We start from the raw sequence: 14,925 nt of genomic DNA, 5'->3' as shown, positions 1-14,925 counted from the left end.
CCTTGTCAGCGGCAGCCAGATTTTAATGGGGCGTTTACCGTGCCCAGAATAGTGATTTTTCCAAAAAATAAAAGCTTTCCCAAAATATTTTGCGTGATTTATTCCATTTTCTCAAAACCACGATAAATTTTACTAACTCAAATTAATTTTTTGAAAATTTTCTCTAGTGTCATAAATCTTGGTGATGATCATCATCACGATGGCAATAGCGCCCCCAAACATGGGCTGATTGATCGGTTGCAATCTTAATCGTCTATCGGCAATATCGCCCGCATGAAACAGCGTCAATTATCATTGATTACAAGCTCAAACTGGCAGGATTACGAATTGCTGGACAGCGGCAATTTGCGGAAATTCGAGCGGTTTGGCCAGCATCGTTTTATCCGCCCCGAACCACAGGCTATGTGGCAACCGCGACTTGGCGAAGATGATTGGGTTGCTGATGGCGTCTTTGTACCCGGCAAGAATGAACAGGATGACGGTGAAGGTGGCGGCTGGCAGCTTTCAAGCGGGTTGCCGCCAAACTGGCAGCTTGGTTATCACTCATTGCGTTTTCTGGCGCGGCCGACACCCTTTCGTCATTTGGGATTTTTTCCCGAACAGGCAGCGCATTGGGATTGGTGCGCCGCGGCAATCAAGGCTTTCATCCAAACGCATAAACGCCCGCCACGCATTTTGAATCTGTTTGCCTATTCCGGTCTTGCCAGTCTTCACGCCGCCGCCGCAGGTGCCGAAGTCACGCATCTTGATGCCAGCAAAAAAGCCGTGGCGCAGGCGTTTGAAAATCGTGATCTATGTGGCATGCAATCCGCCCCAATCCGGTTTATCACTGATGACGCAACCGGCTTTGTCGATCGCGAATTGCGCCGCCAGAAAAGCTATGACGGCATTATTCTTGACCCACCAAAATATGGGCGTGGGCCAAAAGGCGAATTTTGGCGCATCGAAGATGATTTGGCTCCCTTGCTGCAAAAATGCCACCAGCTTTTATCCGAAGATGCGCTGTTTATGGTTTTGACCATCTATGCCATTCGCGCCTCGTCACTTGCGGCGCATTATGCGCTTGCCGATCTTTTTGACAATCAACGTGGCTATCTTGAATCAGGTGAATTGGCGATCCAAGAAGCGCCACTGAAATCCGGCAAGACCGATTTATCACGCTATGTGGCACAGGCCAATTTTGCTCGCTGGTGTTCGGATATCGCCATCTAGCTTACATAATAACCTAGCGTGCAAATGGAGTATCGCCGCTAGTTACTGTGACCACGCTTGGCAAGCGCCTCATAAAGTGCAACGCCAGTAGCCACCGCAAGATTGAGCGAGTCAGACCGTCCCAGCATCGGAATCTTGATCAATTGCGTGCAAACCTTCATCAAATCGGGGGTTAGGCCAGCCTGTTCATTCCCCATCAACATGATCAATGATCCGGCGTAGTCAGCCGTGCGATAATCCACCGCTGCCGGAAGTGCCGTGCCGATAATATGGCCCGGCCAACCGGTGGTAAATTGTAAAAATTCAACCTCACTACAGGTAATGATCCGCACATTGAAAACCGCCCCCATTGACGCGCGCACCGCCTCAACCGAATAGGGGTCAGTGCAATCACCAACCAGAACCAGCCCCTTGGCACCAACCGCATCAGCCGTACGCATAACCGTGCCAAGATTGCCCGGATCACGAACCCGATCAAGCGCAACCCAACATTCGTCTGGCGTTCGGCCAACTTGATCCAGATCATCCCAGCGCTGGCCAAAGGCACCAAGCACCATTTGCGGATTATCTTTACGGCTGATTCGCTGCAACAGCGATTCGGTCATTGGCAAGGCGCGCCCCTTTGACTCGACAAGGCCAGATAGCAAGGTTCTGACCTGCCGGTCATCTTCGCGACCAGCAACAAATGCCAACCGATGCATCGCCCAACCAAGCGCAACCGCCTCATGGCAAATCCGCGCCCCTTCAGCCAGAAACCAACCCGTCTGTTTCCGAAATTTACGTTCGTGAAGCGCGCGAAGACGCTTCACCTCATCATTTGCAGCGCTGGTGATCATGTCAGGAATAGAGACGGGATATTGGCTCATAATGATCGCTGCATAGCAAAGTTTTGGCCGCAGGAATAGATTTGATTTCCAAACCCGCCTTGCAAAATTGTGTGAAATTGGCCAAACCACGATGTCAATGCATCAAAAAAATTTCAAAAAAGAAATATTTTGTTTCAATTCCGACAATTTGCAGCGTAATGAGAAGTTATACAAATTGCTGGCATGAAACCAGCTGGCTGGTGCAACATTTTAATTGGGGTGATGGGCCGATAAAATGCCCATTGCGGAAAAGATGCTATATGGGCGAAAACACGATTAAATCCTTGCTTCGCGCCGAAAACAATGCGGAGCCCCAAAAAATTGGATTTCTTCTTTTAAACGAATTTTCAATGATTGCCTTTGCATCGGCAATCGAGCCGCTTCGCGCCGCCAATCGCCAGTCCAATCAGGCATTGTTTGACTGGGTGGTGGCAAGCACAGAAGGTAATGCCAGCACCGCCAGCAACGGCATGACCGTACAAACCGCCACCGAACCTGACGCATTGCAAAGCTGCCGCATGGTTTTTGTTTGCTCGGGCGTCAGGGTGCGCGAAAACACCAATAAATCGATTTTGAATCTGATCCGCCGCCTTGATCGAAATGGCGCGATCATTGGTGCCATTTGCACCGGAACCTATGTGATGGCCGCTGCCGGTCTTCTTGATGGGCGGCGTTGCACCATCCATTGGGAAAATATCGACGGGCTTGCGGAAGAATTTCCGCATCTTGATATCACCAATGATCTATTTGAAATTGACGGCAACCGCGTCACCTGCTCAGGCGGCACGGCATCGCTTGATATGATGCTGAATCTAATTACGCAAACGCATGGATCAGCCTTGGCAGCCGAAGTTTCAGACCAGTTTATCCATGACCGAATCCGCGAACCAACCGATCGGCAGCGCATGGAGCTTCGCGCCCGCCTTGGGGTTAGTCACCCCAAATTGCTGGCGGTTGTCAAAACCATGGAAGACAATCTGGAAGAACCATTGGCGCAAACCGACATTGCCCGCATGACCAACCTGTCAACGCGCCAGCTCGAGAGATTGTTCCGCAAATATTTGGACACCACCCCAACCCGCTATTATCTGAATTTGCGGCTAGCTCGTGCGCGCCATCTGTTACGCCAGACATCAATGTCAATTCTATCTGTGGCTTTGGCTTGCGGATTTGTTTCTGCATCGCATTTTTCGAAATGTTACCGCGAATGCTATGGGCGGACACCACGCGCCGAACGCAGCCCAGAATAGACGCCCCCGCTTTTTGCCGGTGTGATTATTCAGCCGCCGCTGATTTAATCGCATTTAACATGCTGGCAAGGCCGTTTTTCCGCGTTGCCGATAAATGCGAGTCAAGACCGATCTTGGTTAGAAATTCAGGCTCAGTCTCACGAATCTCTTTTGCAGTTCGGCCTGAATAGACGCGCAAAAGCAATGCAACAAGCCCCTGAACAATGGCCGCATCTGATTGCGCCATGAAAGTTATTTTATCCGCGTCATCGCGTTCGGCGGCAAAATAGACAACCGATTGGCAACCGCGAAGCCGAAAATCATCATGCCGATACTTTTCGGGCAAAGGCGTCAATTTCCGACCCTGATCAATCAACATTTGATAGCGGTCTTCCCAATCGTCAAAAAAGCCAAATTCATCAGCAATCGCTTCGGCTTCGGCACTGGCATTATTGGTCGACATGATCAGATCCACTTTCAACATGATTCATTGCAACATGAGTCATCGCAATATGATTAATTACGGTACGGATTTCAAAACAGGCCATCAACAGTCATAGCCACCCTAAACGTCATTGGCTTTGCCGGACATAGGTCTAACTGATATTCCGCCGCCGCGCTAGAAGGTCAAGAAGTCGCATTGCCGCATCGGTTGATTTTGTACCGGGAAGAAATACCGCGGCGGCACCGTCACGCTCAAGAATCGGAATGTCACCTGGTGGAATAACCCCGCCAACGACAAGTTCGATATGACGGCCAGCCCCTGCATCCAGCTTTTTGCGAAGCTGGGGTACCTGACTTAAATGCGCCGCAGCAAGCGTGGAAATACCAACGGCGTCAACATCATGGCTGATGGCAAGGTCATAAACCTCGTCAGGCGTTTGGAATAAGGGACCGGTCACAACCTCAAATCCCAGATCGGCAAAGGCCGAGGCAATGACTTTTTGCCCACGGTCATGTCCATCCTGGCCAAGCTTGGCAACAAGAATACGCGGCGCACGGCCAAGCGCATTGCTAAATTCATCGACACGGTCTTTCAGTAAATCCATATCGGCGCTGGCTTGCATATGCTGTTTCCAGACACCTCGCACCCCTTGAATGGTGGCGCGGTGACGGCCAAATTCACGCGCCATCGCGTCGGACATTTCGCCAATTGTGGCACGCTGGCGCGCCGCTTCAATGGCAAAAGGCATCAAATTTTCAGTACCCGCAGCCGCTTTTTGCAAGGCATGTAATGCAGCATCAACCGCCGCCTGATTGCGCGTTTTGCGAAGCGTTTTCAACCGTGCAATTTGCTGGCTTCGCACTTCGGAATTGTCAATTCGCCTAACCTCGACTTGTTCTAACTCACCGCTATCTTGCGGCTGATATTTATTCACCCCAACAATTGTTTGGCTGCCCGAATCAATCCGCGCTTGTGTTGCCGTTGCCACCTCTTCAATTCGCAGCTTTGGCACGCCCGCCTCAATCGCTGCAGCCATCCCGCCAAGCCATTCGGCCTCGGCAATATGCTGGCGCGCTTTATCGACAAGCTGTTGGGTTAAATCTTCAACAAGATAACTGCCGCCAAAAGGATCGATAACATGCGCCATATTCCCTTCATGCTGAAGGTGAAGCTGGGTATTGCGGGCGATGCGAGCGGCATAATCGGTTGGCAGACCCAAAGCCTCATCAAGCGAATTTGTGTGCAAAGATTGCGTATGGCCAGCAACCGCCGCGGCCGCCTCGATACAGGTACGCGGCACATTATTGAACACATCCTGCGCCGCAAGCGACCAGCCAGATGTCTGGCAATGGGTGCGAAGCATCAGTGATTTTGGGTTTTTGGGGGCAAAATGCTGCTGCATCAATTCAGACCATAACAAACGCGCCGCCCGTAATTTTGCCACTTCCATGAAAAAATTCATGCTTGCGCCGAAAAAGAACGATAGGCGCGGCGCAAAATCATCAACATCAAGCCCCGCAGCGACACCCGCCCGAATATAGGCGAGCCCGTCAGCAAGCGTATAGGCAAGTTCAAGATCAGCCGAAGCACCGGCTTCTTGCATGTGATAACCCGAAACCGAAATGAAATTGAATTTGGGCATTTCGGCAGCGCAATAGGCAAAAATATCCGACACGATCCGCATTGATGGCACCGGCGGATAAATATAGGTGTTGCGCACCATAAATTCTTTTAACACGTCATTCTGGATTGTACCGGCCAATTGATCGGGGCGAACGCCCTGTTCCTCAGCCGCAACAATAAATAAGGCAAGTACCGGAAGCACCGCCCCGTTCATCGTCATCGACACGCTCATCCGGTCGAGTGGAATCGCGTCAAACAATTCGGCCATGTCGGCAATTGAATCAATCGCGACACCGGCAAGGCCAACATCATCCGCCACAAGCGGATTGTCCGAATCATAACCGCGATGCGTTGGCAGATCGAACGCCACCGACAGCCCCATTTGCCCAGCTGCCAAATTGCGGCGGTAAAAATGATTGGATTGCTGCGCTGTCGAAAAACCGGCATATTGCCGAATCGTCCAGGGGCGTGTTGCATACATGCTTGGATATGGGCCGCGCAAAAAAGGTGCAAATCCGGGCTGGCTATTGGCAGCAAATCCCTGCTGGTCGGCTTGGCCTACAGCAAGAGCAGGAACCACAATCTGTTCGGCATTTTCCGGCGTTGCAGGCAAGGCACCCGTTTGCACGCGCATCTCGTGCGATGGCGGTAAATCAATCTTAGTAAAATCGGGAAAATGCTGCATTACGCATCTCCTTTGCGAAACAAGTCAAGCGATAGCCCGACAAGGCTGGCCAGCCTTTCAATTGGCGCTGCATCACCAAGCAATGAATCACCAGTCAATGCCTTGCCAGCACCCAGCAGACCCGAAAGCGCCGTTTGCATTGCCTCATCAAGCGAGCCAAAATCACCATCAAGCAAGATTACCAGATCAGGCCGCGCCAGATCAACAGCATCAGCATTTGTGCCATCAAGCCGCATATGCACTGGCTGCATGCCGCCAATTGCAAAAAGCCCACGCAATTTGGCAAGCTGCGGCACCGGATCAGCCTGCTGCTGCAAAATCAGAATACGCGGCGGGTTTTGCGCCGCGGTGCGCCGAACCATCTCAACCGCCGCTGCCGGCCGCCGGATCATCTGCCAATAGGGCAGAACCGTGTCAAAGGCGCGGCTATCGGGCTGTAAATTCACCCCAACAAGCGTTAGATCACCAGCAGCAAACCTTGCATAACGCTGGCTTGCTGCGCGGCGCGCCATGGCGGTAAATTGACCTGTCTGATGCGCCGCGATCGCGCCGCCATCTGCCTCAATTTGCTGAAAGGCCGACCATGCCGCAAGGCCAAGCTGACCGGTACGATCTTCGATGAAGCCCGCCCCACCTGCCGGATCAAGGCTGCGCGATAGCCCGCTTTCATCAATCAGAAGATGCTGCTGCATGCGCGCCAAACGGCGACCCAGAAGATCATCCCCGGTCAAACAATTATGTGCATGCGCCGATAATTGATCTGCCCCGCCAATCGCCCCGCCAAGAAGCGCTGTTGTCGTGCGAAGCATATTGACCTCGCTATCGACCGTTGAAAACATGCGGATTGATACTGCCCCATGAATGCATAGACGATGCGCGTCGGGGTCAAGACCAAGTGCGCTGACAATGCCGCCCCAGCCACGCCGCAAAGCACGACATTTCGCGATGCCCTCAAATAAATCCGCCGGCAGCGCAAGCGATGCTGACATATGCTTTGCCAAATGCGCCGGATCAATATTTCTGTCCATGCCTTGGCGCAAAATCTCGGTCAGTGACGCCAGAATATAGGCAAGCTCCTGAACCGCGGTCATGCCCTGATTATGCCATTGCCATCCCTGGGCGCGAAACATATCGGGCGGCACATCACCAGCATTTGCCGACATGAAATAGGCAAGCGCGCTTGCCAGCAAATCAGTATCAGCTGCCGGGGCAAACGGATCAATATTGGCATGAAAGCGCGATGCCGCCAGATTGGTATCGGCCTTTTTGGCAAAATCGGCAAAGGCCACAATCTGCGCCATGACATCATTGCCAGCGTCAAGATGAATGCCTGCTGCCGCGAAAACAACATCCTGCATCATTGCTGGTAAATGACCCGCTAAATCGGCGGTTTGCAGGCTTTGAAGCCAGATCGTGCCAACCCCATCCTGCAATTCATCAAGAACCAGCCGGTTAACATCCTTTGCTGACCCATTGGCCATGACCGGTTGGCAGATATCCCATCCATGCGCAATATGGCTTGCCGGATTTACCGGCAGGCGGGTAATGGCACACGCATCGGGAGAGGCCACCGCATAAGAGGCAATGTCATATAGAGCCTTGATTGCAAGCCCGTCTTCATCAAGCCGATCAAGGCTTTGTGGGTCGCCACCTTTCAGGGCGGCACTGACCAGCGCATGCCAATCTTCACGGCTTGCAGACGGAAACTTACTTTGGGTAGATGACATGATAGACCTTTTTTCTCTATAGTCGCGCTGAAATTAGCAGCGCTGCCACCGCAAATCAAGGAAACTGCATGAAGGCCGATCACCAACAGACCAAGATAGAGCCGCCTATCGCTTTTGCTTCGAACCGCCTTGTTCTGCTGGTTCTGCTTGGGCTGACGTTGCTTCGCACCGCAGCGGTAGCAATCAGCCCGCTTGAGCTGGGGGTTGATGAAGCCCAATATTGGCTTTGGAGCCAAAGTCCTGATTTTGGCTATTTCACCAAACCGCCATTAATTGCTTGGATCATTGGCGCGGCGCATTGGGCGTTTGGTCATAGCGCCATGGCGGTTCGGCTTCCGGCCTGTTGGTTGCAGCTTGCAACCGCATTGGTGCTCTGGCAAACCGCATCATGGCTTTATGGGCCCCGCGCTGGCCGCCTGACCGCGCTGATCTGGATCAGCCTTCCCGCAGTCGGGCTTGGCAGTTTTCTGATCTCAACCGATACGCCGCTTTTGCTGGCAATCGCTCTGGCCTTGCTGGCGCTTGCTGGATCGGTTTGCGGGAAAATTCCACGAGCGCGCGCGATGATTTATGCCGGAATCGCGCTTGGGGTCGGCATGCTTGCCAAATATGCCGCCCTTTACGGCCTTTTCGGCTTCATGCTGATCTGGGCTTCGGGTCGTCACCATCCAAATCCAATCATCCAAGGGCGGCATCTTTTGCTGATCATCGCCGCCTGTCTGATCACGGTAAGCCCGAATCTTATCTGGAATGTGATGCATGATTTTTCGACCATGCGGCATCTTGGCGATAATGCCAATCTTGCCAAGCAAACGCATGATATACGGCAAATCCTGATCTTTTTGATTGGTCAAGCTGGCGTCGCCGGCCCATTAGTATTTTTCCTGATGCTTGGCATTATTTTTGCCGCACGCCGTGAAAAGCATGCTGGTTGGCTTGTCTGGATGGCGGTGCCGGTGATTGGCCTGATCAGCCTGCAAGCCTATCTAAGCGAGGCCAATGCCAATTGGGCGATGGCAGCCTATCCGGCACTATCGGTTTGGCTTGGCGGCTGGCTTGGCAGTGATGGCGCTCAAAAAACGCTTTTGCGGTTGCAGCGCAAATGGCTTGGGATTGCTGCGGTTGGTCTGAATTTTACCCTGACCATCGGGTTGTTGCTGGCCACAATGGCCGGCAGCCTTGGCTCTTTAACACCAGCATCCGATCCACTTCGCCGGTTACGCGGCTGGCAGGCATTGGCACAAGATATCGAGCCGCATCTTGCCGCGCATCAGGCAAGCCGCATCATCGCTGACCGCCGCGCCACCGCCGCGCTGTTAAGCTGGCATTTCCATGGTCAGGACGTGACCATCATGATCCATGATCGTGATGGCATGCCAAGCAATCATTTCGAAGCCAATCACAGCTGGCAAAATCGCGCCGGATCGCCATTATTGGTTTTATCTGGATCATCAACGCCGCCAATCATGCCGCCAATCAAATGGCAAGGCAGTCCAAGCCAAAGCAAAATTATGATCGGCCGCAATAAAAGCCGCGATCTTTACATTCATAAAGGCATTGAATAGTGGTCATGCCGATCTTGCCAGCCAGTCTTGCCAGCCAGTCTTGGCAGCTAGTCTTGGCAGCTAGTCTTGGCAGCTAGTCTTGGCAGCTAGTCTTGGCAGCTAGTCTTGGCAGCTAGTCTTGGCAGCTAGTCTTGGCAGCTAGTCTTGGCAGCTAGTCTTGGCAGCTAGTCTTGGCAGCTAGTCTTGGCAGCTAGTCTTGGCAGCTAGTCTTGGCAGCTAGTCTTGGCAGCTAGTCTTGGCAGCTAGTCTTGGCAGCTAGTCTTGGTTGGTAATTTTGGCAAACACCGTTAAGGTTTCGGCACTGACATGATGTTCGATTCCTTCGGCATCTTCCTCGGCAATCGTTTCGGGAACGCCGATCGCCACCAGAAAATCGCGAACAACGCGATGCCGGGCACGCGCTTCTTTGGCAAGCGCATGCCCGGCATCGGTTAAAAAGATTGAACGGTAAGGGCGGGTCTCAACAAGGTCTTCACGCTGTAACCGTTGGATGATGGCATTGACCGTCGGGCTGGTTACGCCAAAGCGCGCCGCAAGGTCAACCGTTCTGGCCTCGCCGGTTTCGGCAATCAGATCGGCAATCATTTCGACATAATCTTCGGCGACCTCGGATTGATGCGCCCGCCTGATCCGGTCAAATTTTGCAGCGCTTTCGGCAATGGCCTTGCGGGGCATGTTACGATCCTGTCTCGGCCTTGGCCGTATACTGACTTTGCTTTGATGAAAATATAAAGAAAACCAAAATTTTTAGCCATACCAAAATTTTTAATGGAACCATCGATTACTTGATTTCCAGCAAGATCAGCAAATCAGGCAGTTATCACCAATCAATGGCAGAAATAGCGCGGCAATTATGGGCAATTAGGTTGCACCAGCTAGTGGCAATGGGCTAGAGTGACGGCCGGTTTGATATCGATTTAACACCACAACAGACAAGCGGAACCATTATGGACAAAGCCACAACAACCGAGCTTGAAGCCGCCGCATTCCGGCGCCTTGTTGCCCATTTGCAAGAACGTACCGATGTTCAAAATATTGATATGATGAATCTTTCCGGATTTTGCCGGAATTGCATGTCGCGCTGGTATCGCCAAGCTGCGGAAACATCAGGCCTTGAAATGACCGACGGAGAAGCCCGCAAGCTTATCTACGGCATGGAATATGCTGATTGGAAAGCGCAATACCAAACCGAGGCAACGCCCGAACAAAAGGCGCAATATCTAAAAACCCATAACCACGACGATTAGGATAATCGCATGACCGTTATTCCCGGAGCTGGCGCAGGCGCCGAGCAGCTAAGCCAATATATTGAGCGTATCGAACGTCTCGAAGAAGAAAAGCGCGCCCTGATGGCTGATATCAAGGATGTCTATGCCGAAGCCAAAGCCACCGGATTTGAGCCAAAAATCATGCGCCAAGTTGTGCGATTGCGGGCTATGGATCGCGACCTTCTAAGCGAGCAGGATGCGCTTTTGGACACATATCGCGATGCGCTTGGCCTTCGCTAGCCACGGCATTATCCAGCCCTAACCAAACCGGAGCGTGATCTCATGACCCATTTTGGTGACCGCCTAACCGAGGCAAACCGCCGCACAGCCACTCCGCTTTGCATGGGAATCGACCCACATGCCAGCATGATTCCGGCTATTTTCGGCGATGCGCAAGACGGTGCCGCCAGTGATGCCGCCATACGCGCCATTAATGATTTTTCCATGGCTTGCCTTGAACAGGCCATTGGCCATGTTGCCGCAATCAAGCCGCAAGCTGCGTTTTTCGAACAGCAAGGCCCTGCTGGCATGCAGATTTTGCAAAATCTTGGCCGCGCTGCCATTGATGCTGGCCTGCTTGTTATCATGGATGCCAAACGCGGCGATATCGGCAGCACTTCCACCGCCTATGCCGCTGGCTGGATTGGGCATGACGCGCCATTTCCAAGTGATGCGCTGACGGTGAATCCATGGCTTGGCATCGACACGCTTGCGCCTTTTCTTGATCGTGCCGATGCAACCGGAAGCGGCCTTTTCATCTTGAACCGGACAAGTAATCCGGGGGCTGGCGATCTTCAGGATCAAATGGTTAATGGGCAACCGCTATACCGGCATCTTGCCGCCTTGCTGGCACCGCTTGCCACTGCGCGCAAGGGAACATTGGGCATATCGTCACTTGGCATCGTTGCTGGGGCGACATGGCCCGAAGAAGCCGAAGCGCTTCGCTCAGCACTTGTCGATGCCCCCTTTCTTATCCCCGGATTTGGCGCACAAGGCGCTGGCGCGGAAAAAGCCACAAGCGGCCTAACCCGTGGCAAGCATGGCTGGGAAGGCGGGCTGATCAATAGCACGCGCGGCCTGATCTTTCCAAAAAAGGCCGCTTCCGCAGGATCAATTGACGAATGGCGTCATGCAATTGCTGAAACCATCGCTGAAAATAAAACAATCTTGGATCGCGTTTTCTAAGCGGTGTTTTAACGCTTACCTTTTGACTAGCCGACAATAAATCACGCAATCTTGAATATCGTAAACGGTTTTTCGATTGGCGGTATTTGTTAACCCTTACCAAGATGTTCTGTTGTTTTAATCATTTGAAAAAAACTGTTCAGCCGTGGTTGAGAGGTTTAACGTGACAAAAAATGAAGTCAAAAATGGCGAAGTCATCTGGTATAATGAGCGCAATGGATATGGCTTTGTCAAAATTGATAATGCTGAAGTTTTTCTTCACCGTTCGACCCTAGACAGGTTTGGCCTTATTCGCTTGTTAACCGGTGATCAGGTTTCAGTTTCTCTTGCCACCAACGAACATGGTCAGGTCATTCAAGATTTATTGACCATTGAACGACCCGCCAATCCAGCACCACCCACCGCATCCGAACCTGACGAGGGCGAGATGCGCGCCGTGGTCAAATTCTTCAACGACATTCGTGGCTATGGTTTTGTGACCGCCGAAGATTTAAGCGAAGATGTTTTCGTTCATTCGCGGGTTTTGAATGATTGCGGATTTCACTCGTTGATGCAGGTACAAAAACTGCTGATCCGCATTGATGACTCAGGCCGCGGCCCGCAGGTTTAGGCCGTTCGGCTTCTCGATGATTAACTTGAGAAACAAAATCATCGCGTGTAGGTTTTTGAAGTCGCAATCGGAATTATTGTTGGCATAGCGCTATCCCGCTTGGCTTACTAGTTTGATTCCAAATATGCGTATCAAGCCTTTTTGCACGCTATGGGAAATGCCATCCATGTCATCAACAACACCGCAATTTCGCTGGGTCATGATCATGTTATCCGCCGCCGCTCTGGTGTCGGTAACCTTTGGTGTCAGACAGGTTTTTGGCCTGTTTCTTGTGCCGATTTCAACCGCGCTTGATGGCGGCGTCCAGATTTTTTCATTAGCCATTGCCGTGCAAAATCTGATCTGGGGGCTTTCATCACCCTTTTTTGGCGCGGCGGCCGACCGGTTTGGCGCATGGCGAGTGGCCGCTTTTGGCGTTTTGATCTATGCGGTAGGGCTTTTATCAATGGCCTTTGTCGTAACCGAATCCGGCATCTTTTTCGGACAGATTCTGATTGGCATGGGGCTTGGCAGTGCTGGCATTTCAATTGCCGTTGGCGCGGTTGCGCGCGCCGCACCGCCAGAAAAACGCTCATTGGCAATGGGGCTTGTCACCAGCTTTGGATCTTTTGGCCAATTCGCGCTGGTGCCGGTTGCGCAAATCATGATGAACGAACATGGCTGGCAATTCGCCATTGTGATTTTATCGGCAATTGTTGCCTCAATGGTGGCGGTGACGCTTGGCATGCGGGTACCGGCTGGCGGTGCGCGCCCGCTTGAAGGGATCACCCAAAGTGCCGGAAGCGCGCTTCGTCAAGCCACCAGCAGCCGTGATTATATCCTGCTGACAATCGGCTTTTTTGTATGTGGTTTGCAGCTGGTCTTTATCACAACCCATCTTCCGACCTATCTTCAAGATGCTGGCTTGAGCGCGGAAATCGCAAGCTGGTCGCTTGCGCTGATCGGGCTATTTAACATCATTGGGGCGTTTTTGTGCGGCTGGCTTGGCGGCATCGTGTCAAAGAAGAAAACCCTGGCAATTGTCTATCTTTTACGCGGGTTGATCATTGCTAGTTTTATCAGCCTGCCAGCAAGCCCAGCAATGGCGCTGTTTTTTGGGGCGGCAATGGGGCTTTTATGGCTTGGCACCATTCCGCTGACAAGCGGTTTGATCCTTGCCTTTTTCGGGCCACGCCATTTAAGCATGCTTTATGGTTTGGTGTTTTTATCGCATCAGATCGGGTCATTTGCCGGCGCGTGGCTTGGCGGCATCTGGTATGATGTTTTTGGCAATTACGAAGCCATGTGGTGGTTGAATGCTGCGGCTGGTTTTTTTGCCTTTGCGGTGAATTGGGCGATCCGCGAACCGAAACCTGCCGCCGTGCCAGCCTAGGCCATCACGCCTGACCGGCTCTTATTGTTTCGGCAAATTTATTGCCGCGCAAAGATCATTACCAAGCCGCCGTGATGAAACGGCAAGCCTATTCCTGCTCACCAAGCCAGCGTTCGGCATCAAGCGCGGCCATACAACCCATGCCAGCGGCCGTTACAGCCTGACGATAGATTTTATCAACACAATCGCCCGCAGCAAACACCCCATCAACCGAGGTTCGTGTGCCGCCTGCCTCGGCAATGATATAACCTTCATCATCCAATGCGACCGCATCAGCAAAGGCCTTGGTTGCCGGATCATGGCCAATCGCAACAAACATGCCATGAACCGAAATCACCTTGTCATCATCATTGCCGGTCGAGGATAAACGCAATCCGGTAACGCCAGTTTCATCGCCAAGAACCTCGGCAACGGCACGGTTCCATTCAACGGTGATATTATCCTTTTTCAACAACCGATCCTGCATGATCTGTTCAGCCCGAAGAGAATCACGCCGGTGAACCAGCGTTACCGACCGGCAAATATTGGCAAGATAAAGGGCTTCTTCAACAGCGGTATTGCCGCCGCCTATAACGGCGACATCGCGGTCTTTATAGAAAAACCCATCGCAAGTGGCACAGGCCGAAACGCCGCGGCCATTAAAGGCTGATTCAGACTCAAGGCCAAGCCAGCGCGCCTGCGCGCCGGTGGCAAGAATCACCACATCAGCGGTCATTACTTTTCCCGAATCCAGTTTCATGCGGAACGGCCGCGCCGATGTATCAAGATCAGTCACCAAATCATAAATGACACGCGCGCCAACATTTTCGGCTTGTGACTGCATTTCGGTCATCAGCCACGGCCCTTGAATAACCTCGGCAAAGCCCGGGTAATTTTCAACATCGGTGGTGATTGTCATCTGCCCACCCGGTTGCAATCCGGCAAGGATAACCGGCGACAGATTGGCGCGGGCAGTGTAAATGCCGGCGGTCAAACCGGCGGCACCTGCCCCGATGATAACAACATGTTCATGAAGGGCGGCGTCGGCTGTTGCGCTGGCATGATCGGTCATTTTCTGGCTACTCTTTCATCTTTGGCGTTCGGCTTTATCAAGGCAGGCTATGTGAAGGGGATAACACCCAACAGCTTGTGTTTTCAA

At 52.3% G+C, this 14,925-nt stretch carries 14 protein-coding genes; 8 read left to right on the top strand and 6 right to left on the bottom strand.

All coding sequences use genetic code 11. The annotated features are described in order from the left end of the window. Nucleotides 1–273 precede the first annotated feature (273 nt). Nucleotides 274–1,212, top strand: coding sequence for a class I SAM-dependent methyltransferase (locus ABXT40_RS00825; protein WP_443645954.1), 939 nt, complete (start codon nt 274–276; stop codon nt 1,210–1,212). 38 nt (nt 1,213–1,250) lie between these two features. On the opposite strand, the gene ABXT40_RS00820 is transcribed toward ABXT40_RS00825, so the two are convergent. Beyond that, a complete protein-coding gene (locus ABXT40_RS00820; protein WP_443645953.1) occupies nt 1,251–2,078 on the bottom strand; it encodes a TrmH family RNA methyltransferase in 828 nt (275 codons plus the stop codon). A 260-nt stretch (nt 2,079–2,338) separates the two neighbouring features. Here ABXT40_RS00820 and ABXT40_RS00815 point away from each other — a divergent pair, with 260 nt between their 5' ends. After that, on the top strand, nt 2,339–3,328 hold the full coding sequence (locus ABXT40_RS00815; RefSeq protein ID WP_443645952.1) for a GlxA family transcriptional regulator: 990 nt from the start codon (nt 2,339–2,341) through the stop codon (nt 3,326–3,328). A gap of 25 nt (nt 3,329–3,353) precedes the next feature. On the opposite strand, the gene ABXT40_RS00810 is transcribed toward ABXT40_RS00815, so the two are convergent. The 3 genes from ABXT40_RS00810 to ABXT40_RS00800 all read right to left on the bottom strand — a co-directional run bounded on the left by ABXT40_RS00810 (nt 3,354) and on the right by ABXT40_RS00800 (nt 7,787). After that, the gene (locus tag ABXT40_RS00810; RefSeq protein ID WP_443645951.1) at nt 3,354–3,791 is read right to left on the bottom strand and encodes a SufE family protein; all 438 of its coding nucleotides are present in this window, start codon (nt 3,789–3,791) and stop codon (nt 3,354–3,356) included. 112 nt (nt 3,792–3,903) lie between these two features. Continuing rightward, nucleotides 3,904–6,060 carry a methylmalonyl-CoA mutase gene (gene scpA / locus ABXT40_RS00805; RefSeq protein ID WP_443645950.1) on the bottom strand — a complete coding sequence of 719 codons (2,157 nt, stop codon included), beginning with the start codon at nt 6,058–6,060 and terminating at the stop codon, nt 3,904–3,906. After that, entirely contained in the window at nt 6,060–7,787 is a 1,728-nt protein-coding gene (locus ABXT40_RS00800; protein ID WP_443645949.1) for a methylmalonyl-CoA mutase family protein, read from the bottom strand. The genes scpA and ABXT40_RS00800 overlap by 1 nt, the downstream gene beginning before the upstream one ends. Before the next feature lie 68 nt (nt 7,788–7,855). On the opposite strand from ABXT40_RS00800, the gene ABXT40_RS00795 reads away from it, so the two are divergent. Beyond that, nucleotides 7,856–9,352 (top strand): ArnT family glycosyltransferase, encoded by a 1,497-nt coding sequence (locus tag ABXT40_RS00795; protein ID WP_443645948.1) that lies wholly within the window; start codon nt 7,856–7,858, stop codon nt 9,350–9,352. Between the two features lie 255 nt (nt 9,353–9,607). On the opposite strand, the gene mntR is transcribed toward ABXT40_RS00795, so the two are convergent. After that, the gene (gene mntR / locus ABXT40_RS00790; RefSeq protein WP_443645947.1) at nt 9,608–10,027 is read right to left on the bottom strand and encodes a manganese-binding transcriptional regulator MntR; all 420 of its coding nucleotides are present in this window, start codon (nt 10,025–10,027) and stop codon (nt 9,608–9,610) included. 272 nt (nt 10,028–10,299) lie between these two features. Between mntR and ABXT40_RS00785 the strand changes: the two genes are divergently transcribed. The 5 genes from ABXT40_RS00785 (at nt 10,300) to ABXT40_RS00765 (ending at nt 13,787) form a co-directional block, all read left to right on the top strand. After that, nucleotides 10,300–10,599, top strand: coding sequence for a DUF1244 domain-containing protein (locus tag ABXT40_RS00785; protein WP_443645946.1), 300 nt, complete (start codon nt 10,300–10,302; stop codon nt 10,597–10,599). Between the two features lie 9 nt (nt 10,600–10,608). Next, nucleotides 10,609–10,860, top strand: coding sequence for a DUF2312 domain-containing protein (locus ABXT40_RS00780; RefSeq protein WP_443645945.1), 252 nt, complete (start codon nt 10,609–10,611; stop codon nt 10,858–10,860). A 42-nt stretch (nt 10,861–10,902) separates the two neighbouring features. Then, nucleotides 10,903–11,805, top strand: a complete 903-nt coding sequence (gene pyrF / locus ABXT40_RS00775) for an orotidine-5'-phosphate decarboxylase (protein WP_443645944.1) — start codon at nt 10,903–10,905, stop codon at nt 11,803–11,805. Nucleotides 11,806–11,968: 163 nt separating this feature from the next. Further along, nucleotides 11,969–12,415, top strand: a complete 447-nt coding sequence (locus ABXT40_RS00770; RefSeq protein WP_443645943.1) for a cold-shock protein — start codon at nt 11,969–11,971, stop codon at nt 12,413–12,415. Nucleotides 12,416–12,581: 166 nt separating this feature from the next. Beyond that, a complete protein-coding gene (locus ABXT40_RS00765; protein ID WP_443645942.1) occupies nt 12,582–13,787 on the top strand; it encodes an MFS transporter in 1,206 nt (401 codons plus the stop codon). 88 nt (nt 13,788–13,875) lie between these two features. On the opposite strand, the gene trxB is transcribed toward ABXT40_RS00765, so the two are convergent. Next, nucleotides 13,876–14,838, bottom strand: a complete 963-nt coding sequence (gene trxB, locus ABXT40_RS00760) for a thioredoxin-disulfide reductase (protein ID WP_443645941.1) — start codon at nt 14,836–14,838, stop codon at nt 13,876–13,878. Nucleotides 14,839–14,925: the final 87 nt, after the last annotated feature.

The organism is Candidatus Ponderosibacter sp. Uisw_141_02 (genome assembly GCF_048087665.1).
Taxonomy (GTDB): Bacteria; Pseudomonadota; Alphaproteobacteria; order Puniceispirillales; family Puniceispirillaceae; genus UBA3439.
The sequence above is the reverse complement of the archived record's forward strand: the minus strand, read 5'-3'. Positions and strand labels throughout refer to the sequence as shown.

Bases quoted from the DNA above. Each gene is read 5' to 3' on its own strand.
- pyrF (WP_443645944.1), top strand. From the start codon at position 10,903: ATGACCCATTTTGGTGACCGCCTAACCGAGGCAAACCGCCGCACAGCC.
- ABXT40_RS00800 (WP_443645949.1), bottom strand. From the start codon at position 7,787: ATGTCATCTACCCAAAGTAAGTTTCCGTCTGCAAGCCGTGAAGATTGG.
- mntR (WP_443645947.1), bottom strand. From the start codon at position 10,027: ATGCCCCGCAAGGCCATTGCCGAAAGCGCTGCAAAATTTGACCGGATC.
- ABXT40_RS00780 (WP_443645945.1), top strand. From the start codon at position 10,609: ATGACCGTTATTCCCGGAGCTGGCGCAGGCGCCGAGCAGCTAAGCCAA.
- ABXT40_RS00815 (WP_443645952.1), top strand. From the start codon at position 2,339: ATGGGCGAAAACACGATTAAATCCTTGCTTCGCGCCGAAAACAATGCG.
- ABXT40_RS00825 (WP_443645954.1), top strand. From the start codon at position 274: ATGAAACAGCGTCAATTATCATTGATTACAAGCTCAAACTGGCAGGAT.
- scpA (WP_443645950.1), bottom strand. From the start codon at position 6,060: ATGCAGCATTTTCCCGATTTTACTAAGATTGATTTACCGCCATCGCAC.
- ABXT40_RS00785 (WP_443645946.1), top strand. From the start codon at position 10,300: ATGGACAAAGCCACAACAACCGAGCTTGAAGCCGCCGCATTCCGGCGC.
- ABXT40_RS00820 (WP_443645953.1), bottom strand. From the start codon at position 2,078: ATGAGCCAATATCCCGTCTCTATTCCTGACATGATCACCAGCGCTGCA.
- ABXT40_RS00810 (WP_443645951.1), bottom strand. From the start codon at position 3,791: ATGTTGAAAGTGGATCTGATCATGTCGACCAATAATGCCAGTGCCGAA.
- trxB (WP_443645941.1), bottom strand. From the start codon at position 14,838: ATGACCGATCATGCCAGCGCAACAGCCGACGCCGCCCTTCATGAACAT.
- ABXT40_RS00765 (WP_443645942.1), top strand. From the start codon at position 12,582: ATGTCATCAACAACACCGCAATTTCGCTGGGTCATGATCATGTTATCC.
- ABXT40_RS00795 (WP_443645948.1), top strand. From the start codon at position 7,856: ATGAAGGCCGATCACCAACAGACCAAGATAGAGCCGCCTATCGCTTTT.